The sequence below is a fragment of the Flavobacterium sp. W1B genome (genome assembly GCF_047344965.1).
Classification (GTDB): domain Bacteria; phylum Bacteroidota; class Bacteroidia; order Flavobacteriales; family Flavobacteriaceae; genus Flavobacterium.
The window spans coordinates 1763182-1789943 of the sequence record NZ_CP178845.1 but is presented as its reverse complement, the minus strand read 5'-3'; the positions used below and the strand labels follow the sequence as shown (position 1 = coordinate 1789943).

General features: G+C 34.8%; 22 protein-coding genes and 4 tRNA genes. 9 read left to right on the top strand and 17 right to left on the bottom strand.

The window, feature by feature from the left end:
• Positions 1-21: 21 nt before the first annotated feature.
• The 6 genes from rpsT to proS form a co-directional block, all read right to left on the bottom strand.
• Positions 22-273: a 30S ribosomal protein S20 gene (gene rpsT, locus ACMDB5_RS07790; protein WP_040473828.1), complete on the bottom strand. Its 252-nt coding sequence runs from the start codon at positions 271-273 to the stop codon at positions 22-24.
• A 36-nt stretch (positions 274-309) separates the two neighbouring features.
• Positions 310-381, bottom strand: a tRNA-Glu gene (locus tag ACMDB5_RS07785).
• 41 nt (positions 382-422) lie between these two features.
• Positions 423-494: transfer RNA gene (locus ACMDB5_RS07780), tRNA-Glu, on the bottom strand.
• 43 nt (positions 495-537) lie between these two features.
• A tRNA-Glu gene (locus tag ACMDB5_RS07775) sits at positions 538-612 on the bottom strand.
• 46 nt (positions 613-658) lie between these two features.
• Positions 659-730, bottom strand: a tRNA-Glu gene (locus tag ACMDB5_RS07770).
• Positions 731-807: 77 nt separating this feature from the next.
• Positions 808-2286, bottom strand: coding sequence for a proline--tRNA ligase (gene proS, locus ACMDB5_RS07765; RefSeq protein WP_413997692.1), 1479 nt, complete (start codon positions 2284-2286; stop codon positions 808-810).
• Between the two features lie 101 nt (positions 2287-2387).
• Between proS and ACMDB5_RS07760 the strand changes: the two genes are divergently transcribed.
• The 5 genes from ACMDB5_RS07760 to ACMDB5_RS07740 all read left to right on the top strand — a co-directional run bounded on the left by ACMDB5_RS07760 (position 2388) and on the right by ACMDB5_RS07740 (position 8014).
• Complete coding sequence (locus ACMDB5_RS07760) at positions 2388-3482, top strand: hypothetical protein (RefSeq protein ID WP_413997691.1); 1095 nt, start codon at positions 2388-2390, stop codon at positions 3480-3482.
• 56 nt (positions 3483-3538) lie between these two features.
• On the top strand, positions 3539-5035 hold the full coding sequence (locus tag ACMDB5_RS07755; RefSeq protein ID WP_413997690.1) for an OmpP1/FadL family transporter: 1497 nt from the start codon (positions 3539-3541) through the stop codon (positions 5033-5035).
• Between the two features lie 223 nt (positions 5036-5258).
• Positions 5259-6572, top strand: coding sequence for a 30S ribosomal protein S12 methylthiotransferase RimO (rimO, locus tag ACMDB5_RS07750; RefSeq protein WP_413997689.1), 1314 nt, complete (start codon positions 5259-5261; stop codon positions 6570-6572).
• Between the two features lie 42 nt (positions 6573-6614).
• Complete coding sequence (locus ACMDB5_RS07745) at positions 6615-7079, top strand: hypothetical protein (RefSeq protein ID WP_413997688.1); 465 nt, start codon at positions 6615-6617, stop codon at positions 7077-7079.
• A gap of 32 nt (positions 7080-7111) precedes the next feature.
• Positions 7112-8014: an N-acetylmuramoyl-L-alanine amidase gene (locus ACMDB5_RS07740; RefSeq protein WP_413997687.1), complete on the top strand. Its 903-nt coding sequence runs from the start codon at positions 7112-7114 to the stop codon at positions 8012-8014.
• Between the two features lie 71 nt (positions 8015-8085).
• Here the strand turns inward: ACMDB5_RS07740 and ACMDB5_RS07735 are convergent, their stop codons facing one another.
• The 4 genes from ACMDB5_RS07735 to ACMDB5_RS07720 form a co-directional block, all read right to left on the bottom strand.
• The gene (locus tag ACMDB5_RS07735; RefSeq protein ID WP_413997686.1) at positions 8086-9627 is read right to left on the bottom strand and encodes an acyl-CoA carboxylase subunit beta; all 1542 of its coding nucleotides are present in this window, start codon (positions 9625-9627) and stop codon (positions 8086-8088) included.
• Positions 9628-9630: 3 nt separating this feature from the next.
• A complete protein-coding gene (gene accC, locus ACMDB5_RS07730) occupies positions 9631-11073 on the bottom strand; it encodes an acetyl-CoA carboxylase biotin carboxylase subunit (protein ID WP_413997685.1) in 1443 nt (480 codons plus the stop codon).
• An 83-nt stretch (positions 11074-11156) separates the two neighbouring features.
• On the bottom strand, positions 11157-11642 hold the full coding sequence (locus ACMDB5_RS07725) for an acetyl-CoA carboxylase biotin carboxyl carrier protein subunit (protein WP_413997684.1): 486 nt from the start codon (positions 11640-11642) through the stop codon (positions 11157-11159).
• 190 nt (positions 11643-11832) lie between these two features.
• Positions 11833-14022: a B12-binding domain-containing radical SAM protein gene (locus ACMDB5_RS07720; RefSeq protein ID WP_413997683.1), complete on the bottom strand. Its 2190-nt coding sequence runs from the start codon at positions 14020-14022 to the stop codon at positions 11833-11835.
• 146 nt (positions 14023-14168) lie between these two features.
• Between ACMDB5_RS07720 and ACMDB5_RS07715 the strand changes: the two genes are divergently transcribed.
• Positions 14169-19340, top strand: coding sequence for a T9SS type B sorting domain-containing protein (locus ACMDB5_RS07715; protein WP_413997682.1), 5172 nt, complete (start codon positions 14169-14171; stop codon positions 19338-19340).
• A 72-nt stretch (positions 19341-19412) separates the two neighbouring features.
• Here ACMDB5_RS07715 and ACMDB5_RS07710 read toward each other — a convergent pair whose 3' ends face one another.
• Complete coding sequence (locus ACMDB5_RS07710) at positions 19413-19655, bottom strand: DUF1648 domain-containing protein (RefSeq protein WP_413997681.1); 243 nt, start codon at positions 19653-19655, stop codon at positions 19413-19415.
• Between the two features lie 329 nt (positions 19656-19984).
• Here ACMDB5_RS07710 and bshC point away from each other — a divergent pair, with 329 nt between their 5' ends.
• Both bshC and ACMDB5_RS07700 read left to right on the top strand, forming a co-directional pair.
• Positions 19985-21574, top strand: a complete 1590-nt coding sequence (gene bshC, locus ACMDB5_RS07705; protein WP_413997680.1) for a bacillithiol biosynthesis cysteine-adding enzyme BshC — start codon at positions 19985-19987, stop codon at positions 21572-21574.
• A gap of 86 nt (positions 21575-21660) precedes the next feature.
• Positions 21661-22080 carry a nucleoside-diphosphate kinase gene (locus ACMDB5_RS07700; protein WP_113634352.1) on the top strand — a complete coding sequence of 140 codons (420 nt, stop codon included), beginning with the start codon at positions 21661-21663 and terminating at the stop codon, positions 22078-22080.
• A gap of 82 nt (positions 22081-22162) precedes the next feature.
• Here ACMDB5_RS07700 and ACMDB5_RS07695 read toward each other — a convergent pair whose 3' ends face one another.
• Both ACMDB5_RS07695 and ACMDB5_RS07690 read right to left on the bottom strand, forming a co-directional pair.
• Positions 22163-22459 (bottom strand): DUF721 domain-containing protein, encoded by a 297-nt coding sequence (locus ACMDB5_RS07695; protein WP_413997679.1) that lies wholly within the window; start codon positions 22457-22459, stop codon positions 22163-22165.
• A complete protein-coding gene (locus tag ACMDB5_RS07690) occupies positions 22440-22883 on the bottom strand; it encodes a hypothetical protein (RefSeq protein ID WP_413997678.1) in 444 nt (147 codons plus the stop codon). Before ACMDB5_RS07690 ends, ACMDB5_RS07695 begins: the two co-directional genes overlap by 20 nt.
• 240 nt (positions 22884-23123) lie before the next feature.
• Here ACMDB5_RS07690 and ACMDB5_RS07685 point away from each other — a divergent pair, with 240 nt between their 5' ends.
• A complete protein-coding gene (locus ACMDB5_RS07685) occupies positions 23124-24191 on the top strand; it encodes a serine hydrolase domain-containing protein (protein ID WP_413997677.1) in 1068 nt (355 codons plus the stop codon).
• Between the two features lie 61 nt (positions 24192-24252).
• Here ACMDB5_RS07685 and ACMDB5_RS07680 read toward each other — a convergent pair whose 3' ends face one another.
• From ACMDB5_RS07680 to ACMDB5_RS07665, 4 genes are all read right to left on the bottom strand, one after another.
• Positions 24253-24615, bottom strand: coding sequence for a hypothetical protein (locus ACMDB5_RS07680; protein WP_413997676.1), 363 nt, complete (start codon positions 24613-24615; stop codon positions 24253-24255).
• A 50-nt stretch (positions 24616-24665) separates the two neighbouring features.
• Positions 24666-25082 (bottom strand): GreA/GreB family elongation factor, encoded by a 417-nt coding sequence (locus tag ACMDB5_RS07675; RefSeq protein WP_413997675.1) that lies wholly within the window; start codon positions 25080-25082, stop codon positions 24666-24668.
• A 91-nt stretch (positions 25083-25173) separates the two neighbouring features.
• Positions 25174-26454: a Glu/Leu/Phe/Val family dehydrogenase gene (locus ACMDB5_RS07670; RefSeq protein ID WP_413997674.1), complete on the bottom strand. Its 1281-nt coding sequence runs from the start codon at positions 26452-26454 to the stop codon at positions 25174-25176.
• Between the two features lie 6 nt (positions 26455-26460).
• Positions 26461-26682: a hypothetical protein gene (locus ACMDB5_RS07665; RefSeq protein WP_413997673.1), complete on the bottom strand. Its 222-nt coding sequence runs from the start codon at positions 26680-26682 to the stop codon at positions 26461-26463.
• Positions 26683-26762 lie beyond the last annotated feature (80 nt).

Here is a 26762-nt window from a genome sequence, read left to right as displayed (position 1 = left end):
ATACTTTTCTAAAATGTAAAATTACAATTTAGAAACAAATTTCGTTAATTTAGATTTTAAATTAGAAGCTTTATTATCATGGATAATATTCTTTTTAGCTAATTTATCAATCATAGAGATTACATTTGACAATTTAGAAGTAGCATCAACTTTATCAGTAGCTATTCTTAATGCTTTAATAGCATTACGAGTAGTTTTATGTTGGTATCTATTTAATACTCTTCTCTTTTCGTTACTTCTAATTCTTTTTAGAGCTGATTTATGATTTGCCATTTTATTTCTTTTTTATCTTTTACTATTTTTTTTCTGTAGTCCGTAAGGGAATCGAACCCCTGTTACCAAGACGAAATCTTGGCGTCCTAACCCCTAGACGAACGGACCTTATTCTCCTAAGTTTTTTTCAATCTATTACAATTCAATTGTAGCCCGTAGCGGAATCGAACCGCTCTTACATGGATGAAAACCATGCGTCCTAACCGATAGACGAACGGGCCATTATCCTTCTCAAGTTCAGGATGACTTTAATCTTCAAAAAACTGGTAGCCCGTAGCGGAATCGAACCGCTCTTACATGGATGAAAACCATGCGTCCTAACCGATAGACGAACGGGCCATTTTCCCTCTTAGTTCAGGATAACTTTAATCTGCAAAAAAAATAGTAGCCCGTAGCGGAATCGAACCGCTCTTACATGGATGAAAACCATGCGTCCTAACCGATAGACGAACGGGCCTGCTTCTCTAATGCGGATGCAAAAATACAACTATTTTTGAGAAGCGCAATAGTAGAGACAAAAAAAATATTTTTTTTTTAATATGCCTTTGCAAAAAGAACTCTTCTTACCGAAGGATTCCCAGTAAACACACAGGTTCCCGCCTCTTCCTTTCCATCCAAAGGAATACATCTAATGGTCGCTTTGGTAAGATCCTTGATCTTCTCTTCAGTAGCCGCAGTTCCATCCCAATGTGCTGATACAAAACCTCCTTTATCGTTTAAAACCGTTTTAAACTCTTCAAAATCGTTTACCTCCGTAATATGGCTATTTCTGTAATCCAATGCCTTATTGAATAAATCTTTTTGAATTTGATCCAATAAATCACTGATATAAGTCGCAATTCCGTCTTTAGATTTTACTTCTTTTGTCAAAGTATCTCTTCTTGCTACTTCAAAAGTTCCGTTTTCTAAATCTTTTGGCCCTACTGCTATTCGAACAGGCACTCCTTTCAACTCCCATTCAGCAAATTTAAAACCGGGCTTCTGCGTCGTTCTATCATCATACTTAAGAGAAACACGAAGTTTCTTCAACTCAGAGATCAAAACATTCACCTCGGCAGTAATTTCAGCTAATTGCTCGTCTGTTTTATAAATAGGCACTATTACAACTTGTATAGGAGCCAAACTTGGAGGCAAAACCAATCCTTTATCATCGGAATGCGTCATCACTAAAGCACCCATCAATCGAGTTGAAACCCCCCATGAAGTTCCCCACACATATTCTTGCTTTCCTTCAGCATTAGCAAATTTTACATCAAAAGCTTTTGCAAAATTCTGACCCAAGAAGTGCGAAGTACCCGCTTGCAATGCTTTTCCGTCTTGCATCAATGCTTCTATACAATAAGTCTCCTCTGCCCCAGCAAAACGTTCCGTTTCCGTCTTCAATCCTTTTATAACAGGTATAGCCATAAAATTCTCGGCGAAATCAGCATATACGTTCATCATTTTCTCTGATTCTTCGATAGCCTCGCTTCTTGTAGCATGTGCCGTATGCCCTTCTTGCCACAAAAACTCAGCAGTTCTTAAGAACAATCGGGTTCTCATTTCCCAACGAACAACATTAGCCCATTGATTAATCAACAATGGTAAATCTCTATAAGATTGAACCCATCCTTTATAAGTAGACCAAATAATCGCTTCACTCGTTGGTCGCACAATCAGCTCTTCTTCCAGTTTTGCATTAGGATCCACCATTAACTTACCAGGCTTATCAGGATCATTTTTCAATCTATAATGAGTCACGATAGCACATTCTTTTGCAAATCCTTCCGCATTTTTTTCTTCCGCCTCAAACATGCTTTTAGGAACAAATAAAGGAAAATAGGCGTTTTGATGCCCTGTCTCTTTAAACATTCTATCTAACTCTGCTTGCATTTTTTCCCAAATAGCATAACCATAAGGTTTGATAACCATACAGCCTCTAACTCCTGAATTCTCGGCTAAATCAGCCTTAACAACCAACTCGTTATACCATTTTGAATAATCTTCTGATCTTGTAGTAAGGTTCTTACTCATATTGAATAGTTTGGCACAAATTTTGCGCTATTATTTTTTACTAAATAGTTTCACAAAACTAACTATTTTTGCAATGTGCAACAATAAAAAATCTTATAGATATGAAAACAAATATTTTTTCCACCAAAAAAACTTTACTCTATCCTTTAATTGTGTTTTTCAGCATCTTGATGACTTCTTGTGGCTCCTATCAAAATAGTTCTTATTACGATGGTGATGGCATTTACGGATACACCGAAACTCGAAATATACAAAACGCACCACAAGCCAACCAAAATAACGGCTATTACAAAGATTATTTTAATTCTTTGCAAAACGATAGTCAATCTGAAGATTTTTTTACCGACATAGACAACTACAACGTTAACGACAGTATCTCATACAACAGTCAAGAGAGAAATTACGATTATGCCGATTGGGGAAACAACCATACAAAAACCCAAATCAACGTATACTCTAACAATTGGAATTCATCGTTTGGTTTCGGACTAGGTTACCCTTATTTAGGCTACCCTTATTATGGTTGGGGTTACAACAATTACAACTGGGGATATTCTCCTTATTATTATGGATACTCGAATTTTGGATGGAATTATCCTTATTATGGCTGGAGCTACCCAGGTTATTACGGATGGAATTCTCCATATTATGGCAATTACTACACAAATCACGGACATTATTACAACAATCGTAATTATTCCTACAGCTCAGGCAGAAGAGGTGCTTCTTATACTAATTCAGTAAATAGAAGCCGAACTTATAGCTCTGATTACTCGCAAAACAGAGTAAACACCAATAGAAACTCTAACTACGCAAGTCCGAGAAGAACTTCTAATTTCAACAATAGCAACAGAACGAGTCCTACTTTTTCAAGAAAAGACACCTATCAAAACAACTCTTATAATACTCGAACAAGAAACAACGTAAATAGCTCAAGAGAACAAAGCAACACTCCTACAAGAACTTACACCCCAAGTTCAAACAGCTCCAGAAATGACAACTACGCTCCTTCTAGAGCCAGAAGCTCAAGTTCTGACAACTCTAACAACAACTATTCTTCTCCTTCTAGAGCCAGAAGTTCAAGTTCTGACAACTCTAGCAACAACTATTCTTCTCCTTCTAGATCAAATTCTTCTGGCAATTCTGGAGGAGGAAGTGGAAGATCGTCTGGCGGTGGCGGCGGCAGAAGAGGCTAAATACAAGTATCCACGATACTTTTTACTTAAAATAAAAACTTTATTCAAAACAGAAGATGAAAAAATATCTATTCTTATTATTCACGGGCTTCACATTTAGCGCAGCTCAATCTCAAGAAATCACTGATGCTTTGCGCTATGCTCAAAACAACCTGAACGGAACAGCTCGATTCCAAGCTATGGGTGGTGCTTTTGGCGCCCTTGGCGGAGATTTATCATCTATAAACATCAACCCTGCAGGATCTGCTGTTTTTTCTAATAACCAAGCAGCATTTACTATAAGTAATTTAAATACAAAAAACAACTCCAATTATTTTGGCACCAAAACAAGTGAAAAAGACAACTCCTTTGATTTAAATCAAGCCGGAGGTGTGTTTGTTTTTAAAAACCAAAATTCAAACAGCGATTGGAAAAAGTTCTCATTTGCCTTAAATTACGAAAACACAAATAATTTTAGTAATTCTGTGTTTTCTGCAGGAAAGAATCCAAACAATTCTGTAGACCGTTATTTTTTAAGTTATGCCAACGGAATTCCTTTTAGTGATTTCGAAAACACAAGCTATGGCAGACTTAATTTTGCAGCTCAACAAGCTTATCTAGGATATAACGCTTTCATTATTGACCCACTAAACGCAACTCCAGGCAACACACAATACTACTCAAATGTACCTGCAGGAGGCAATTATTATCAGGAAAACACTATTACTTCACAAGGATATAACGGAAAATTATCCTTCAACGCCGCTACCTCTTATAAAGACAAATTGTATATTGGTATAAATTTAAATTCTCATTTTACTGATTTCAGGCAATTCACAAGCTTTTACGAAGACAATAATGCACCATTGACAAATGAATATACCGTATCTAGTCTGCGCTTTGAAAACGAATTATACACTTATGGAAGTGGATTTTCTTTTCAACTAGGTGCTATTGCAAAAGTTACAAATGAACTTCGTTTAGGATTAGCTTACGAATCATCAACTTGGTATAACCTGAATGACGAATTAACTCAAAGCTTAGGCTCTATAAGCAGCAAAAATGGTGCTGGAGACACTAACGACATTGCAGATCCGCGTATTACCAACATTTACGCACCATATAAATTACAAACGCCTAGTAAACTTACCGGAAGCTTTGCTTATGTTTTTGGAAAATCGGGGCTAATAAGTATTGACTACGCCATGAAAGATTACAGCAATACTCAATTCAAACCTAAAAATGAATTCAACTCAATTAACTCTGATATGAATAACATACTTGACAATACCGGTGAATTAAGAATAGGTGCAGAATATAAAATTGAAAAAATAAGTTTAAGAGCAGGATACCGTTACGAACAAAGTCCGTACAAAAACACCGCTACAATGGGTGATTTAAATGGCTATTCTGGTGGTTTGGGCTACAACTTTGGTTCCACAAAACTAGATTTATCTTATGCTTACGCAAAAAGAGATTCGCAACAAGCGTTTTTCTCACAAGGATTAACGGATGGTGCTAAAATTAACAGCATCAACAATAACGTTTCTTTGACTTTGCTTTTTGAGTTATAGATCCAAGAAGAAACAAATCTAAAAATCCGTTTCATCAAATTGAAGCGGATTTTTTTTAACTCTGATCGTAGCAACATCTTTACTTGTCTCTTTATGGCAGATAAATATTGAGCAACCCGATGCTTCGGGAGCGGGATTGGCTCCAGAAAAAACAGCTAAATGAAACCGAAACAAGTTCAGTTTGAATAAAAAAGTGTAATTTTGCACTCCAATTTACAAATCTATGAGAACCAAGTCTTTAAAAAAGAATAAAATCAACGTGATCACCCTTGGGTGTTCTAAAAACATATATGACAGCGAAGTACTAATGGGGCAACTCCGTGCCAGTGGCAAAGAAGTTGAACATGAAGCGCCAGCCGAAAGCGAAGGAAACATTATTGTCATCAATACCTGCGGATTTATTGATAATGCCAAGGCCGAATCAGTAAACATGATATTAGAATATGCTGATAAAAAAGAAAAAGGACTGGTAGACAAAGTTTTTGTAACCGGATGTTTATCGGAAAGATACAGACCTGATTTAGAAAAAGAAATACCAAATGTAGATCAGTTTTTTGGAACCACTGAGTTACCACAATTACTGAAAGCTTTGGGTGCTGATTACAAACATGAACTGCTTGGAGAGCGCTTAACAACGACTCCAAAAAACTACGCTTATCTAAAGATTGCCGAAGGTTGCGACAGACCTTGCAGTTTTTGCGCTATCCCATTGATGAGAGGAAAACACGTTTCTCAAACTATTGAAAAACTGGTTAAAGAAGCCGAAGGATTAGCAAAAGACGGTGTAAAAGAATTGATCTTAATAGCACAAGACCTGACTTACTATGGTCTTGATATTTATAAAAAACGTAATCTTGGCGAGCTGTTAGAAGCACTAGTAAAAGTAGAAGGAATCGAATGGATTCGTTTGCATTATGCCTTCCCTACTGGTTTCCCGATGGATGTTTTGGAAATCATGAAACGCGAGCCTAAGATTTGTAATTATATTGATATCCCGTTACAACATATTTCGGATTCTATCTTGAAATCTATGCGACGCGGAACAACTCAAGAAAAAACGACCAAATTATTAAAAGAGTTCCGTGCTGCTGTCCCAGGAATGGCAATCCGTACTACTTTAATAGTAGGTTATCCAGGCGAAACTCAGGAAGACTTTAATATTTTGAAAGATTTTGTTCAAGAAATGAAATTTGACAGAATGGGTTGTTTTGCCTATTCTCACGAAGAAAACACACATGCTTATTTATTGGAAGATGATGTGCCTGATACTGTGAAACAAGATCGTGCAAATGAAATCATGGAATTACAGTCACAAATTTCATGGGATTTAAACCAAGAAAAAATAGACCAAGTTTTCAAATGTATCATAGACAGAAAAGAAGGTGGTCATTTTGTAGGAAGAACAGAATTTGACAGTCCTGATGTCGATAATGAAGTTTTGATTGACGCTTCGAAACATTATCTAAAAACAGGCGATTTTGCAATGATAAAAATCATTGAAGCAACTGAATTTGACTTGTACGGAGAGCCAGTTTAAATTTTTAATTTCTATTTTTATATACTTTTTAAAACTTTGAATATGAAAACAACTCAAATATTGTACGTTTTTGCATTATTATTATCTGCAACTGCTGTTTCAGCACAATACGGTTACGGGAATGGCTATGGCAACGGTTATGGCAATAATGGCTATGGCAGAAATGGAGGAATGAGTCAAATGAGCCAAAATAGGGAACCATCACAACCCAAAGAAATTCCGATTGAAGTAACCGTTAATAAAATAATGGAACAGCTAAAAACGGAATTAAAACTTGATGCGCTCCAAGAAATTGCGGTCACAAATGTTTTAACAGAAAGTATAAAATCACAAACTGCTTTACTGAAATCAAAAAGCAGTCAAGAGGAATTAATGAAGGAATTTGAAGCTCTTTCTGAAACAACAGACAGAAAGATGAATGAGTTTTTAAGCGATGAGCAAAAAGCAAAATACAAAGCTTTTAAAGAAGACAGTAAGAATCCAAAGAAATCGAAGAAGAAAAAATAATTATTTTTGAAAGAAAAAAGGCATTTTAAAATATGAAAAAACAAATTTGTTACTTGATTCTTGCTATTGTAATAACTTCATGCGCTACAAATCCACATAAAGCAACCGAAAAAGAATACGATAGTAAACTTAAATCTTTTAAGGAAATAATTTCAAACAAAGAACCTGAACCATTACCGGCTGTAACCAAAACAATTATTACCATAGATAGTGTTTACACTAAACAATTGTACACTTTTAAGGATACTCTTTCAAAAACAGGATCTACGGCTTTGCAAAATGGAATCCATACAGAATGGATTAGCACTGTAAATTTTAATTTAAGAAAACCAAATTTTGTTATCATTCATCATACTGCACAAGATTCGATACAACAAACTATAAAAACATTTACTTTAACCAGAACCCAAGTAAGTTCTCATTATGTAATTGCTGATGACGGTAGCGTAGTACAAATGCTAAATGATTATTTACGTGCTTGGCACGCTGGTAATGGTTCTTGGGGAAAAAACACCGACATTAATTCTTCATCGATAGGAATTGAATTAGACAATAATGGAGTCGAACCTTTTTCTGAAGCTCAAATTACTACTTTAATAGCATTATTGAGTAAACTTAAAAAAGACTATAGTATTCCGGCTCAAAATATCATTGGTCATTCTGACATTGCCCCTACGCGAAAACAAGATCCAAGTGCTTTGTTTCCTTGGAAAACCTTGGCAGAAAACGGATTTGGCATTTGGCCAAGTGATCCGTTACCATCTGCTCCTGAAAACTTCAACATAGAACAAGGATTGCGAATTATAGGTTATGAAACAAAAAATCTTTCGGCAACCATAATCGCTTTCAAACGTCATTATATGCCTAATGAAATCAATGCTATAGTGGATGAAAAAACTAGAAATACAATTTATGATATCAGTACGAAATCATAATTTAATTTTACAGAAAAAAATTTAGGAACTATAAAAAAACCAGCAGATGATGCTGGTTTTTTTTATAAAATCTACAAAGGAATATTCCCGTGTTTTCTGTTGGGAGTAACACTCACTTTATTTTCGAGCATACTAAACGCTTTCAAAAGTTTGCGTCTGGTATCTTGCGGCAAAATCACCTCATCAACAAAACCTCTCTGGGCTGCGGTATAAGGATTCGCAAATAAATTGGCATATTCTGCTTCTTTTTCCAATAGTTTTACGGCAGGATCTTCGGCTTCGCTAATTTCTTTTTTGAAGATAATTTCAGAAGCTCCTTTTGCTCCCATCACCGCAATTTCGGCAGTTGGCCAAGCAAAATTCATGTCGGCACCAATGTGTTTCGAGTTCATCACATCATAGGCACCACCATATGCTTTACGCGTAATAACCGTAATTCTAGGCACGGTAGCTTCGCTTAATGCATAAAGCAATTTGGCTCCATGCACAATAATCCCATGCCATTCTTGATCAGTTCCCGGTAAAAAACCTGGCACATCTACCAAAACCAACAGCGGAATATTAAAAGCATCACAGAAACGAGTAAATCGTGCTGCCTTAATCGAGCTGTTTACATCCAAAACCCCTGCTAAATATAAAGGCTGATTCGCTACAATACCGATGCTTCTTCCTCCTAATCTAGCAAAACCAACAATGATATTTTCGGCAAAATTTTTATGAATTTCAAAAAAAGAATCTTCATCGATAATTCCAGCTATTACATTATGCATATCATAAGGCTTGTTGGGATTATCAGGAATAATAGCTGCGAGTTGCTCACGAACCTCATCATTGAGTTCATAAGCTAGCTTTTGAGTCGTCTCTTTATTGCTTTGAGGCAAATAGCTCAATAATCGCTTTACATCTTCCAAGCATTCTACATCATTTGCAGAAGTACAATGCGCCACTCCAGACTTGGTTGAATGTGTACTGGCACCACCCAATTCTTCAGAAGTTACGGTTTCATTGGTAACCGTTTTCACAACATTAGGTCCAGTTACAAACATATAACTGGTGTCTTCTACCATCATCGTAAAATCAGTCATAGCCGGAGAATAGACCGCTCCACCCGCGCAGGGTCCCATGATAGCCGAAATTTGAGGAATCACTCCCGAAGCTTGTACGTTTCTGTAAAAAATATCGGCATAACCACCCAAAGAGCGAACTCCCTCTTGGATACGAGCCCCTCCAGAATCGTTTAACCCAATCATAGGTGCCCCCATTTTTACCGCCATATCCATCACCTTACATATTTTCTCGGCATGGGTTTCTGACAAAGCTCCTCCGAAAACAGTAAAATCCTGAGCAAAAACATAGACTAACCTTCCGTTAATGGTTCCATATCCAGTAATAACGCCATCACCATAATAGGTTTCCTTTTCCATTCCAAAATCAGTTGTACGATGGGTTACCAACATTCCGATTTCTTCAAAAGAGCCTTCATCCATCAAATAATCAACTCGTTCTCTGGCGGTTAACTTCTTCTTTTGATGCTGTTTTGCAATTCTATTTTTGCCTCCACCCAAATGGGCTTGAGCAATTTTATCGTTTAATTCTTTTATTTTAGACTCCATAATTTATTGATTTGGTAATCGTACGATTTTTTGATCCTCAAAATACTGTTTCATCGCTATCATAGCTGCAATTTCAGCTTCTTGTGCCAATTGGTTTTTTAACAAGTCCGCATTATAATATTTTTTCACAAAATGGGTGTCAAAATTCCCCGAGCGAAATGCCTCATGTTCGAAAACAAACTTACCAAATGGCAAAGTTGTCTGCACGCCTTCTACCAGATAGCTATCTATTGCCTTGAGCATAACTTGGATTGCTTCTTCACGGGTTTCCCCATAGCTAATCAGCTTAGCAAGCATCGGATCATAATAGATTGGAATATCCATCCCTTGTTCAAAACCATTATCGACACGAATTCCATCTCCAACAGGTAATTGATATACATCCAAATGCCCTACGCTTGGTAAAAAATCATTCATAGGATCTTCGGCATATACACGCAGTTCCAAAGCATGCCCTTTTATTTGCAAATCTTCTTGTTTTACACCCAAGGCTTCTCCCCTTGCCACCTTTATCTGCATTTCTACCAGATCAATTCCGGTGATCAATTCCGTTACAGGATGTTCTACCTGCAAACGAGTATTCATTTCAAGGAAAAAGAAATTATTATTTTCATCCAATAAAAATTCTACCGTTCCCGCTCCGAGATAATCACAGGATTTTGCTACCAATACCGCAGCTTCTCCCATTCTCTTTCGCAATTCCGGTGTCAAAACAGAAGAAGGCGCTTCTTCAACTACTTTTTGATGACGACGCTGAATACTACATTCTCTTTCAAACAAATACAAGATATTACCATAACTATCGGCCATGATTTGAATTTCGATATGTCGAGGTGAACCAACGTATTTCTCTATAAAAACTGAACCATCGCCAAAAGCATTTATAGCTTCGCTTATCGCTCTTTTCATTTGAGGTTCAAATTCCGCTTCATTTTCCACCACACGCATTCCTTTTCCACCACCGCCGGCTGAAGCTTTTATCAAAATTGGAAATCCAATTTCGCTAGCCACCAATTTTGCTTTATCAATATCAGTAATGGCTTCGTCTACACCGGGAACCATCGGAATATCGTATGCTTTAACTGCTTCTTTGGCAGCCAACTTACTTCCCATAATGTGGATGGCTTTCGATTTTGGTCCAATAAAAATGATGTTGTTTCCTTCTGCTTTTTCAGCAAAATCAGCATTCTCACTCAAAAAACCATAACCTGGGTGAATCGCATCTACGCCCAAAGACTTAGCTACTTCTATAATTTTATCTCCTAATAAATAAGATTGATTTGATGGTGATTCCCCTATCCAAACCGCTTCATCAGCAAATTTCACATGAGGTGCATTTCTGTCGGCGGTTGAATAAACGGCTACTGTTTTTATCCCCATTTTTTGGGCAGTTTTCATTACTCTAATGGCAATTTCTCCCCTATTGGCAACTAATATTTTTTTCATATTTTAATAAGACTAAAAGAAGAAAGACCGTTTCACTTCAAGAGTAAAGAAGTCTTTTTTCTTGGTTCTTTTCTCTTCCTTCTTTATTCAAATTCAATTAATAACTGCCCTTTATCTACGGCATCTCCCAAGGCCACCGAAATCGATTTGATAATTCCATCACGTGGCGAAAGGAAACTGTTCTCCATTTTCATAGCTTCTAGAATCAAAAGACTGTCGTTTTCCTTTACGGATTGCCCTACGATGACACTAATCTCTAAGATTAATCCCGGCATTGGCGCCTTGATGGCATTGACCTGTTTAGTAAGTCCTACCTCAAATCCCATTTCTTTGATCAGTTGGTCTAAATCATTAGTAATTGCAACAGTGTAGCTGTTGTTATTTACCTTTACAATGTATTTTTTCTGATTGAAATCAGCCGAGAGAACCTCCGCTTTATAAGGAATATTTTCCTGCAAAACATGGAATTTATTGGTTCCTGTATCTACAGCGTCGAATTGCGAAATTTGCTCTTTATCAAAATCAAATTGAAAAGAATCATTTACTTTTACTTTATAGCGATCACTCATTAATGTAATTTTTATAGCGGTAAAAATAAGCAAAAGAAAACGTTTTCGTAAAAGAAATAAAGAGTTTTGTACCGATAAAATTAAGTTCCATCGGCATTAGATATATCTTACAAAAGCATATTTAATTAGGTTATTTTTAGAATATAATTACAAAGAGATATTTTTTAAAACAAAAGATTCAGTCTATTTATTAAAGAATCAACAAACCAAATTCCCTTAAAGTATTGATTGGCTTTGAATACCAAAACAATTCAAAATCTTCCAAATTCATTTCAAAATCAGCTTTAATTTCTTGAAAAGAATATACTTTTGTATTTGAAACAGATATTTTCTGTAGAATTTCCACCAACCATTCGCCTTCCGCTTTATTGGTTTGAATTATAAAACTTTCTTTCTTATCGTGAAAAGTCAAACTCATCATTTCCCAAGAATTTCCTTTTTTGGATTTGGTAAAAAGTTCTACTGATGGTTTTCCTCCCAACCAAACGATTTTAGCATTGGATTTGATATTGAAATCCGCCTCTTCCTGCAAAGCATTAAAAATAAAATCATCGGAGATTTTTGTCTTCGGAATTTTAAAATCAAACCAGTCCTGCAATTCGTAATCAAAACAAATTCCATGCATGAAATTAAAGAGCGATTTCTTCAATCCGAAACTAAATTTATCATGATCGATCCCTGTTGAATCGATATAATTGATGTCGTTATTGGCAAAAGTTCCAATAACTTCGGTTTCTTTCACAACACCAAATTTCTCCGGATACATTCCCACAGGACTGTGCGCCGTCATCGCAAATTGATGCCAAAATCCAGATTGTAAAACATCTGCTTCAAATAACTGACGAACCATTTCGAGACTGTCCACCGTTTCCTGAACCGTTTGTGTAGGATAGCCATACATCAGATAGGCATGAACCATAATTCCTGCTTCGGTAAAATTTCGGGTAACTTTTGCCACTTGTTCAACAGTAACACCTTTGTCAATTAATTTCAATAGTCGGTCTGAAGCCACTTCCAAACCACCCGAAACTGCAATACAGCCGGAAGCTTTCAGTAATAAGCATAAATCTCCTGAAAAACTTTTTTCGAACCGGATATTCGTCCACCAAGTGACTGACAGTTTTCTTCTCAAAATCTCAAGAGCCAAAGCGCGCATCAAAGCAGGTGGCGCCGCTTCATCAACAAAATGAAACCCATTTTGCCCTGTTTGCCCCATCATTTGCTCCATTCGGTCACAAAGTAAACTCGCAGCAACGGGTTCATAAATTTTGATATAATCCAATGAAATATCGCAAAAAGTACATTTTCCCCAATAACAACCGTGCGCCATGGTGAGTTTATTCCAACGCCCATCACTCCACATTCGGTGCATCGGATTTACGATTTCGATAACCGAAATGTATTTATCCAAAGGCAAATCAGAATAATCCGGCGTGCCGACTTGAGATTGTTTATAATCTGGTTTAGCAGAATTGTTTTTGTAAACTACTTTCCCATTTTCTAAAAGAAAAGTTCTTTTAAAAGAGTTATAATCTGGATTTTCAACATTGGCGATCAATTCTTCAACGGGTGCTTCACCATCATCCAACGTGATAAAATCAAAAAACTCAAAAACGCGGGCATCCGAAAGCGAACGCAATTCGGTATTTGGAAAACCGCCTCCCATCGAAATTTTAATTTCAGGATGATGGTTTTTTACCCATTGCGCACATCTAAAAGCACTATATAAATTCCCCGGAAAGGGAACCGAAATCAAGAATAATGTTGGTTGAATCACTTCTATTCTTTCTTTCAAAATTGAAATCAGAATAGTATCAATATAAGTAGTTTGTTGCTGCAAAGCTTCGTACAATTCGTCAAAAGAATTGGCGGATCGCCCTAAACGCTCCGCATATCGGCTAAAGCCAAAATTAGCATCGACACATTCCACAATAAAATCGGAAATATCTTCGAGATACAAAGTCGCCAAATGTTTGGCTTTATCTTGAGTTCCCATTGTTCCAAAAGCCCAATCGAGTTCTTCCAACTGTGCAAAACGCGAAGCTTCCGGTAAATAATCTTCCTGACAAATTTGGAGTGCCAAGGTTGGGTTTTTCCCTTGCAGAAAAGCCATTACGGGATCAATCGTTTTTAGATATTCTTCCTGTAAAGCAAAAATACGTTTTGAATTATCCGAAATGCTATTTTCAATTTTGGCATTCGCAAACAAATCAGACAAACCTTCTTTCGAAAATAATTTCAAAATCACTTCAATTCCTAAATCTGCCTGAACTGACTCTACATTTATAGTATTCAAAAAACCTTTAATATAGGCGGTTGCCGGATAGGGTGTATTGAGCTGAGTAAAAGGTGGCGTCGTGAGGAAAAGTTTGGTTTTCAAAGGGAAATGTTTTCTGCAAAAATAGGGGATATTTATCTTCTTTTTATGAAAAGATTTTGGAGGCTTTACTTAAGGTTTGGATCGGGAATTTTTAGCTTTATTTAGTAGATATTTAATTACATTTGCTAGGCCGCTAAAATTCCTTTATGAAACATACATTACTCGTTTTATTTCTTATATTTTCTACATTTTGTTTTTCGCAAGAAAACTGTAATAATGGAATTGATGATGATGGTGATGGAAAAATAGATTTAAATGATAGTGATTGTGTTTGTAATAGCACTGCTTCAATTTTAGCGAATTCTTCTTTTGAAGAAAAAACTAATTGTCCTCAGGGTTATGATGACATTCCAACAACCACTCATTGGACAAAAGGAACAATTCCATCCCCAGATTATTTAAATAAAGACTGCAATCTTTTTAATACTATTTACTCCAAAAATCTTCAAAATTTCCCCGATGGTAAAGGGATTTTCAGGGCAGTATACAAAAACAATAAGAAAGAATATATCGCTACAAAATTATCAAGTCCGTTAAGTACCGGTATAAACTATCAATTAACATTGAATATTGCTACATTGATGAGTATCGAAACAAATAACCTAAGTAAACGTTTTGATTTTAATTTTTTAGAGCCGACTTATATAACACTTTATGGATCTAACAATAAAGATAATTTACCATTATATACCAATTCAGATCCAAATTCGTTTGACTCCTCCTGGATTGAAATTGGAAAAGTTTTATACCAACCTCAGACTACTTGGGGAGAAATAACAATTAGTTTTACCACAAATATTGCTATTAACGCAATAATGCTAGGACCAGAAAAGATATTGCCTCCATCATTTAATACTGATTATGAACCTTCTTTCTTATATGATAATTTAAGATTAAATACTGCTGAAAATTTTGGCGTTACTATTGTTCAAAGCGGCAATTTCTGCAATAATGATTTAATATTGACTGCTAATCTGAATAAAACCATGAATTTAACAACAACTTTTCAATGGTATAAAAATGGAATAGCGATAAATGGAGCAACGAATAAAACTTATCCAATTCCTTCAGTTAAAACAAATTTGGGAGAATATGCTGTAAAAGTTACAGATGGAAATGATTGCTTCATAAGTTCAAAATTAACTATAAACAATTCGATACTTAATCCTTCTGTAACAGTAGTTCAGCCTACATGTCAAGATACAAATGGTTATATAAAAGTTAACGACCCAGGAATAGAATATAGTTTTGATAAAGGCCTGGACTTCCTTTCAGATGACAATTATGTTACAAAAGATTTAGTATGGCAAACAGATGCCAACTTTGTAACAAAAGAATATGGCAAATATTATGTTCAAACAAGAACCGCTTCGGGCTGTATTTCTACACCTACGATTGTAACAATTAATCCCCCAATATTATTAGACCGCCCAACATTTTCGATTATTCAACCAACTTGTAGTTCTGGCGGAACTATTACTATCACAACCCCGGGGTCACAATTTAGTTTTGATAATGGTTTGACTTGGGAAAATAGTGCTACCAAAACAAATTTACCTACTGGAAATTATTTACTTAAAATAAGAAGCAGTACCGGATGCGAATCCTATTCTCAAAGCGTCTTACTTTTTCCATCATATATTAATTCTCCAACCTATACTTTAATCCAACCTAGCTGTAATCAAGGTGGCAGTATCACTATTACCAGCGCCGCATCTGAATATAGTTTTGATAATGGAGAAACATGGACAACAAATCCAACGGCAACTAATTTACCTTCTGGTTATTATAATGTTAGAATTAAAGATGAATTTGGATGTGAATCGAAACCTTATTTTAATCAAATTTATTTTAATCCACTTTCTAAATCATACCCCGAAATTAAAGTTACTCAACCAAATACTTGTAGCAATACCGGAAGTATTATTTTTTCAAAGTTTGCACATAAATACAGCATTGACAACGGATTAACGTGGCAGGAAACACCTACTTTTAATAATTTAAAACCTGGCAATTACGTACTGAAAACGAAAAATGAACTAGGTTGTGAATCCGATGTTTATCCAGTTAAAATAAATTTTTATTTATCTAAACCAACTTATACCACAATAAATCCTGCGTGTACAACAAACGGAAGTATTACGATTACCAGCCCCGCATCCGAATATAGTTTTGATAATGGAGAAACATGGACAACAAATTCAACGGCAGCTAATTTAACTCCGGGTTATTATTACATTAAAATTAAAAATGAAGTAGGCTGTGAATCCGATGTTGTATATATCAATTTACCTGCTTTCTATCTTAATGAGCCTACATACAAAATAATAAATCCCAATTGTGAAACGGAATCAAAATGGAGTATTTTAATTACAAGCCCTGCTGCATCTTATAGTTTTGACGGAGGAGTAACATGGAGTACAAGTCCAAATATTTCTAATTTAGATTATGGGACTTACTTCTTAAAAACAAAAAATTCTTTAGGCTGTGAATCCAATTACGCAATTGCCTATATAAATAATACTTATTATTTAGGTCCTCCCGAATTTTTAGCTGTAGAACCTACCTGTACCACTCCAGGACGTGTTACCATAACCACTCCTGCTGCATTTTATAGTTTTGATGATGGAGCAACATGGAGTACGGATCCAAATCTTACTAAATATCCAAATGGTGGCGTAAGTGGCTATCTTAGGATTAAAAATAAATCAGGCTGTATAAGTAATCATAATTGGTTTGGTCTTAACCTCAATTTCCTTAATACTCCTACTTATACAATAGTGCAACCAACGACTTGTGACAGTAATGCTACCGGAAGTATTACTATTACGACATCAGCCGCCTTATATAGTTTTGATGGTGGCTTAAATTGGAGCACTAACCCTACAGCTTCAAATCTTCCTATAGGATTTAAATATCAATTAAAAATTAAAAACACAGAAGGATGTGAGTCAGGAAACCTTATAATTGAATTCACTCCTTTTAAAATAAAAGAGGCCGAATATAAAGTTACTAATCCTAGCTGTGGTAAAGGAGGTTCTATTACAATTACTACACCGGCACCATTTTATAGTTTTGATGGTGGTGAAACTTGGGGTACAAGTCCAACCGCTACAAATTTACCTGTTGGTTTTTATTATCCTAAAATAAAAAATGAATCTGGATGTATCTCAGAAACACTTTATTCTGTAAATTTCACTGAAGAATATTTATCTAATTTTAATATACAAGTAATTCAACCTACTTGTGAATCAAAGAATAAAGGGAGCATTACTATAGATCCCCTATTTGATCAATATAGCTTTGATGATGGTAGAACCTGGAGTCAATACAACACAGCCACAAATTTATCTCCTGGTAATTATTCCATAATAGTAAAAAATAATTTAGGTTGTGAGTCCTGGTGGAGAGTTGCCATACTTTATGATTTTTATTTACCTGCACCAAATTACACTACAACCCCTCCCATATGTGGAACTGGAGGAAGTATTACAATAACCACTCCAGCTGCATTATATAGTTTTGACAATGAATTAAGTTGGACAACCAATCCAACCGCTGCAAATTTAGATGAAGGATATTATGTAATAAAGATAAAAAATGAATTAGGTTGTGAATCCTATCCGCAAAATATTTATATTCCAAAATTTCAACTTAATTCCCCATTATACTCAACAATACAGCCTAATTGTGAATCTTTAGGCAGTATAACTTTCAATACAACTGCTTCAGAATATAGTATTGATAATGGAATTAATTGGGGTACAAATTCTACATTTTCAAACTTAAAATCTGGAAATTATTATTTAAAAATAAAGAACGCCCTTGGATGTGAATCTAATTCCGAATTCATTTCTCTATATGATTTAAATCCTTCTCCTGGGGAGCCAAGTATTTCAATACAACAACCGAGCAGCTGTACTTCTGCAAAGGGAATTATTACAGTATCAACAAATGCATCTCAATATAGTTTTGATAATGGTGCAACTTGGAGTACAAATCCTAAAGCAATAGATTTAGTTCCTGGAACTTATTTCGTTAAGATTAAAAATAGCACTACAAGCTGCCCTTCAACTGCTACTAAAGCAATAGTAAATAATCCTTTAGAAACCATAACACTTCCAAGTTATACAACTACTCAACCTGTTAGTTGTACTAACCCTTTTGGCAGTATTTCGATCACAACTATAGCTGCAAAATATAGTTTTGATGCCGGAGTAACTTGGAAAACAAATCCAGATTCTGGAAATTTAGCGATTGGAAATCATAAAATTAAAATTCAAAATTCAGCTGGTTGTGAATCTGAGGCCGTTTCAATCCAAATAAATCCACCAGCAGATTTTCCAAGTATTCCAACATATAGTACGATTCAGCCGGACTGCAGTAATAATAAAGGAAAAATAACTATTCTCTCTCTTGCATCAGAATATAGTTTTGATAATGGTGCAAACTGGAATACTAATGCAGCATCTACGTTTCTAAATGCAGGAGAATATTCTCTGAAAACAAAAAACTCAAATGGATGTGTTTCTGAAGCTGTAAAAGCAACGATAACACCTTTTATCAATTCTATACCAACTCCTGAAAATTTAAATTCTAAAATCTTCTGTATTCAGGAAAATGCGACTTTAGGAAATATCACTGTTACAGGCCAAAACATAAAGTGGTACGATGCCTCAACAGCTGGAATACTTTTGCCAAACAATACTTTGCTTCAAAATGACAAAACGTACTACGCGTCGCAAACTATAAATGAATGTGAGAGCAATAGAACTCCTGTAACTATAAAAATTCAAGATAATCAAGCTCCAATTGCTGATTTAAATCAGCTTTTTTGTGTGCAGGAAAATGCTACAATTGACAAAATTAAAATTAATGGTCAGAACATAAACTGGTATGATACAATAACAGCCGGAGCAAATTTATCAGGATCAACTCCATTAGAAAATGGAATTACCTATTATGCTTCTCAAACAATAAATAATTGTGAAAGCGAAAGAACTTCAGTAACAATTCAGATTCTGGAAGCAACAACGGTAGAGTGTATAAATTATGTAAATGAACTTCCGTTTCCTAAATTCTTTACACCAAATAATGATGGGCACAATGACACTTGGACAGTTGATTTTGCTTATTTAGCTCCAAATTCATCTATTCGAATATTTAATCGCTACGGAAAATTCATCAAAGAATTAAACATTAATTCCGCTTGGGACGGAACTTATAATGGGCAAGGTCTTCCTGCAACTGATTATTGGTTTGTAGTAACAAGAGCAGATGGAAAAGAATATAAAGGGCATTTTAGCCTGAAACGATAAATCTAATAAACAAGGATTGTTTTATTCTGTCTTTAAAAAACAATTTCAACATTTCTTTATGCCCAAATTAAACTAAATCTTTTCCATCTTCTCTATTTTTTTAAATTTCACATAAGAACACACAACAGAAACCAATACGATCAGTATAATTACAGTTATAAAAACAGGCAAAATAATTTCATCCGGCAAAATAAACAGCATTCCCACCAAGGTGTATTTGTCTCCCCAATGATCTATTTCATCCTTATAATTCCAATGTGTGGGCACCTTATCGGGCAACGCTTTCCATAAATAAGCCAAATAAACAAATGGCATTAAGACGATTTCGATGACAGGCAATTCTTACCTTAAAGTTAAGTTCGTTTTTTTATCTTTTAAAAGTTAAAAACCATTACAAAACATCTTCTATTATCGTTGTGTTAATAGAATAAATAACAAATTGTCCTTATTTTTCGGAGGCCATTAAATCCGCTTGCTTCAAAAGCTATAGGATTTCCTTGCGAGTGGCATCATTCAAAGCTTTAAAAATGGCGTTCATACCATAAAATCAATTATATATTTAGACAAGTATCTAAATACTTTTTTAATCCTCCAAAATTTTGTTTCAAATAAAATTGGTAATTTAGCATCAAATAAACAACATTATGCCAACCGACTGTATCAGCTATCAAAACTCCGGATATTTCTCTCCTTTGATGAATGATTATTTAGACCAGAAAGAAGACTTACAATCCTTATATAACAGATTTCCAAAGCTTGAAAACTTTGAAAATCAAATCTTAGAGAAACAGAAAAATTTTGAACACTCCAATAGAACCGCTTTAGTTTCAACATTGCAAAAACAATATGCAACAATTGAAACTTCCCATTTGACACAACAAAACATTGAAGCCTTAAAAGCAAATAATACTTTTACAATCACCACCGGACACCAATTAAACTTGTTTACCGGTCCTTTATATTTTTTGTATAAAATCATTTCAACTATTAATCTTACAAAAGATTTAAAAACGAAATACCCAACCTATAACTTCGTTCCCGTTTATTGGATGGCAACCGAAGACCATGATTTTGAAGAAATTAATTATTTCAACTTCAAAGGACGAAAATTCAGATGGAACAAAATAAGCACTGGTCCAGTGGGCAGATTATCTACCGAAGGTTTAGACGAATTTCTTGAAATTTATGCACTTGAATTGGGAACTACCACCAATGCAACTACGCTCAAAAAACTATTTCAAGATGCTTATCTAAAACACCCCAACTTAGCCGATGCCACACGCCATTTGGCAAATGCCCTTTTTGGAAATCATGGTTTAGTGATTTTGGATGCTGATAATTCAGATTTGAAACGCAACTTTATTCCTTTTATAAAACAAGAATTATTACAGCAAACTTCACATAAAGAAGTATTAAAAACTGTTGAACAATTAAAAGATTACAACATTCAGGTAAACCCTCGTGAAATCAACTTGTTTTATATAGAAGATCATTTGCGTGAACGCATTATTTTCGAAGATGGAAAATTCAGGGTAAACCATACCAAAATGGAATTTACCGAAGAGGAAATCTTAACATTATTAGAAAATCATCCCGAAAAATTTAGCCCAAACGTGATAATGCGTCCGCTATATCAGGAAGTGATTTTACCTAATTTATGTTACATTGGCGGAGGTGGAGAGATTGCCTATTGGCTGGAATTGAAATCATTTTTTGATGCCGTAAAAATAACTTTCCCGATACTTTTAGTTCGAAATTCGGTAGTATTAACAACCGAAAAGCAGACAAAAAAAGCAGACAAACTGGGTTTAAGTTGGACTGATTTGTTTTCTAAACAAGCCGACTTAATCAACAAGAAAACTACCGATTTATCGGATTTCCCAATTGATTTAAGCATCCAAAAAGACTTTTTAAAAAACCAGTTTCACTACTTACATTCCATCGCAAAAAAAACAGACCCTTCTTTTTCGAATGCCGTAAAAGCACAGGAAGCCAAACAAATAAAAGGATTAGAAAATCTAGAAAGACGTTTGTTAAAAGCTCAAAAAAGGAGATTTAATGACGAGCTTGAGCGTATAACCGACTTGCAAAATGAATTATTCCCTAATAAAAGTTTACAGGAACGCCAGGCTAATTTTTCCGAATTTTATTTAGAAAACGGCGAAAATTTGATTCCAAAACTAATCGATCAACTTCAACCTTTAGAAAATAAATTTGAAGTAATTACATTATAATTTTATTTAACTCACTATAATGCAAAATTTACAACATTATTAAACAAAAAAAACTATTTTTGCACAAAATTTAAAAAACAAATAAAATGGCTACTAATAGAACTTTTACAATGATTAAGCCTGATGCTGTTGCTAACGGACACATCGGAAACATTCTTGCAATGATTACTAACGCAGGTTTCAAAATCGTTTCTTTGAAATTAACTCAACTTACTGTTGCTGACGCGCAAGCTTTTTACGAAGTTCACGCTGCAAGACCTTTCTACGGAGAATTAGTTGAATTCATGTCAAGAGGACCAATCGTTGCTGCTATTTTAGAAAAAGATAACGCTGTTGAAGATTTCAGAACTTTAATTGGTGCTACTAACCCAGCTGAAGCTGCCGAAGGTACTATCCGTAAAGCTTATGCTACTTCTATCGGAGAAAATGCAGTTCACGGTTCTGATAGCGATGAAAATGCAGCTATCGAAGGTGCATTTCATTTTGCAGGAAGAGAGCAGTTCTAGTCTCAAGCAAAAAAATATTAAAAATCCCGTTTCAATTAAGGAACGGGATTTTTTTATGATAACTATTTTGAATACAAGTCAACTATCGCAAAACCACATTTGTTACTACATCTCTTCTCAGTTCTTCATTTATCATCTTGATAATTTTCGATTTACCATGACTTAATTCTTCCCTCAATACCGATGAAGTTAATTCCACATACAAAGTCGAACCTTTCAAAACCACATTATTGGTATAACTATTTACACCATTCCCCATTAGGTTCTTCCAAGCGTCTTTGACGTCTATTTGATCCATTCCGGGTTGAAGTTTATTCACTTGGATAATTTGTTTCAAAACATCCCCTATTGTGCTCTGATTATTCAGTCTTTTTGCCATCGTCAGTCAAATTTATTGGTCCTGTTTTTTTGTAATGATATGTTGCCTTTTCCTTATTCTTCAAAACTAATTCTTTATCAGAAAGAGTGATTAATTCTTCGCTCCATTTGGCATAAGGAGTTGCATAATCTAAGAATGCCTTGTCGTTTTCAAATCGGACTTTCACATTCTCATAAGTGTCATTAACTAAAAATGTTCCGTCTAGCTGTGGCATCACTTTTTTTCGAATTCCAGCATTATTTTTCCCAATTTCAAAAAAATCATAGCTTTCATTCATCTTATAATCTTTGTCTTTTCCGTCATCAAAAACCACTTTCTCTATTTCCCAATAGCCATTTAGTTTGGCAATATCGGTAGTCTGTATCTTTTGCTTACAAGCCACAAAAAATAAAGAGAGCACTAAAATTTTAAATATATTCTTCATATCAATTAGTTGTTATTTTTAGGAGCTTAATCCTGCTGTCCGCTATATCTGCACTGATTGCTTCGTTCCTCACAATCCAGCGCAGGATGCCGCTTCCATCAGGGCTAGGACTTTTGTGTCAGCAAGTCCTATTTTCTACAGCACAAAGTTAAACTTATTAAATTCAAAGAAAACAAAAATAACAAAACACATTAAACTATTTTACCTATTTTTAATCCAACAAAAATTAAAAATTAGGGCATGTCAAAAATAATTAATAGTCTATTTATCGTGTTTTTATTTGTTAGCTGCTCCTCCGAAACTTCGCCTACTACAACTCCCACAGAAACAAACTATTTTCCCCCAATTACAGGAACAACTTGGGAAACGAAATCAATTTCGAGTTTGGATTGGAAACAAACAGCGGTTCAACCATTATTAGACTATTTAGAGCTCAAAAACACTAAGTCCTTTATGATACTGATCAATGGCCGAATTGTTATGGAAAATTATTTCAACGGACATTCCACAACAACAAATTGGTATTGGGCAAGCGCGGGAAAAACATTAACTGCAACAATCACCGGAATTGCAGAACAGGAAGGTTTTATAAATTTAAACAATAAAGTTTCAGATTATATAGGAACAGGTTGGACTAGTTTGCCGCTAGCCAAAGAAAACTTGATTACCAACAAACACTTACTCACCATGACTTCAGGTCTAGAAGACTTAGACAATGATGATTGTGTAACACCGGATTGCCTGACATACAAAGCAGATGCAGGAACGCGTTGGGCCTATCATAACGTATATCTAAAACTACAAGATGTTATTACTAAAGCAACGAATCAAACTTGGAACAATTATTTCAATACTAAATTACGAGATAAAATAGGAATGAACGGTACTTGGGTAACCATTGGAAATAATTCAGTTTATATGAGTACTAGCAGAAGTATGGCGCGTTTTGGTTTATTAATGCTAAACAAAGGAAAATGGGACAATAATAGTATTCTTAATGAAAATTATTTTGCGGCTGCTACAACTACTTCTCAAAATATAAATCAAGCATATGGTTATTTGTGGTGGCTAAATGGAAAAAGTAGCTACCATTTGCCCCAATCACAATTGCAATTTCCAGGAAGCATTATTCCAACTGCACCAAATGATCTATTTATGGCTTTAGGGAAAAATGATCAAAAAATATATGTTGTTCCCAGCAAAAAAATGGTAGTAATCAGGATGGGAGATACAGCTGATAACACCAATCTGGCTTTATCCGATTTCGACAAAATATTATGGCAAAAAATTAGCGCCTTATACCAATAAAAAAACACATTTGAATCTATTTCAAATGTGTTCTTAGTCTTACGAATATCCAAATGTTATTTTATATTTTATCCTCTAAATAGCTGTCAAAAAATAAAATCACATTCATCTTGTAAAATCGATAAGCCGAAAAATGACTTTCAATATCTTTTCTAAATTTAGTATGATTATTTAAATAAAAGGTTTCACACTGAACATCATCACATTCTTTTATCTTACCTAATTTATTAACAAAGTCCATTAATTGATTAGAATACGATTCATTTATTTCTTTAACGTTTGTCAAATCTTTTACTAAACTGTCTTTTTGTTCACTGGAATTCAATTCCTTAAAAACTGATGAAGTCAACATTCGTTTAAAAAAAAGTATCTCAACTCTAATAATAGAAATATCCTCTTTCCAAAGTTCAATATCTCTATCCATAAACTTCATTTGGATATCATCAATTGTCTCGTGTTTATAAATCAAATCTTTCATAAAGCTTCTTTTTTTACTAGGCTGTCTTGCTGATTTACACCCACAATCTCAATCTCATTGGTTCCTGATGGAAATTGCCAAACAATACGATCTCCTTTTGCATAACCAAAAAGAGCCAATCCCATAGGTGACAAAATAGAAATTTTATTTTGCTGTATATTACTTTTTTCAGGAGTAACAATCTGATAACTGCTTTGAGTATTAAATGGGGTCCGAATGGTTACAATAGAATTGTATCGAATTACATCTTCCGGCATCTTAGTTTCTTTCATGATTTTAGCCGTTTGTAGTTCCAATTTCAATTTCTTAATTGAATCCCTGTATATTTTATCTTCTTGACTTCGAGAGCTCTCCATGTTACGCATTAGTAAAGCATGTTCTTTTTCGTCTACTATAAGTTGTCCGTATTTCATAATTTGGTTGTAAAAGTATAAACTTAAAACCTTTATAGTAATGGATCGTTACTATAAAGGTTTTTTTAATTAAACAGATTTTAAAAAAATATTATGGAAAAATTCCCCTTTGAATATAAGCAGTTTCTATTCTTGTTATTGCTAAAATATAAGCTGCCGTTCTCCAATCAATTTCGCCTTCTTCAACAAGACCTTCAACCTTGTAGAATACTTCGGTAAGCTTTTTATCAATCTTTTGCATCACTTCTTCAAGTGACCAAAGTTCACCATTTCTATTTTGAAGCCATTCAAAATAACTACCAATAACTCCTCCAGAGTTACACAAAATATCCGGAATAATCGTAATTCCGTTTTCTAATGCTATTTTTTCGCCATCGGTATCAACAGGTCCATTTGCTCCTTCGGCAATCACATCTGCTTTTACTGAATATGCATTCTCGGCGGTAATTTGATTCCCTAAAGCTGCCGGGATAAGAATATCGCAAGCCAATCCAAAAAACAATTTCGGATCCATTTCTTCGGCACCACTAAATCCCTGAACAGAGCCTTTTCGTTTTTTAGAATAATCAAATAAAGCTGCCACAGCAATACCTTTCTGATTAACTATAGTGGCATGAGCATCTTGAACTGCAATTAAAATCGCTCCATCTTGAGTCAAAAAATGAGAAGCCCAATAACCTACATTACCAAAACCTTGAACAATAAACTTTTTACCTTTTAAACTTTCACCTCTACTTTTATATAACAATTTAATTGTCAAATAAACTCCGTAACCTGTGGAACGATTTCTTCCTTCCAAACCACCAGAACCTACGGGTTTCCCTGTTACTACGTGTTGATTACGGGAACGCTCCGAGGATGGTTTAGTAGACATGAATGTGTCGGCCATCCAAGCCATCGTTTGCTCATTAGTATTAACATCTGGTGCCGGAATATCATGCTCCGGTCCTATATTTTCTCCTAAAGCGTAAGTAAAACGCCTTGTAATTCGTTCTAGTTCTCCAATTGAATATGCTGTTGGGTCAATTTGAATTCCTCCTTTTGCACCTCCATAAGGCAAACCAGCCAATGAGGTTTTCCAAGTCATCCACATCGCCAGTGCTTTGGCATCGTCAACATCTACTGTAGGATGATAACGCAATCCTCCTTTATATGGCCCTAATGCATTATTATGCTGCACACGGTAACCTGTAAAAATTTGCACTTCTCCATTATCCATTTTAACAGGGAAGTTAAGTATAATTTCATTGTTGGTTATTGATAAAATCTTTCTAATGTTTGGATTTAATTTGATACTATCAGCCGTTTTATTAAACTGTTGCATCACATTGTCAAGCATACTTTTTTTAGTAGCTTCTTTAATAGTTGTCATATTATTTTATTGATAATGTTCACAAAACATCGTATTATTTCGTTTCCAATTACAATGGGAATTGTCATCGCAATGACTACACAAACCCACATTTATCCCATTTATTGAAACTGATTTTTCTTTTATAACAGCAGAATTCTCCAAGTCAACTATCATTTTGTCTCTTTTCATTTTTCTTTTAATGACAATAGGGATATAATCAATCCCTTTTTTACTTAATAAGCTCATTCAATAAAATTTTAAATACTTATTCGCTAAAAAACAATTGCTTACATAATAGCAGACAAACTGTATGCCAATTGAGCTGA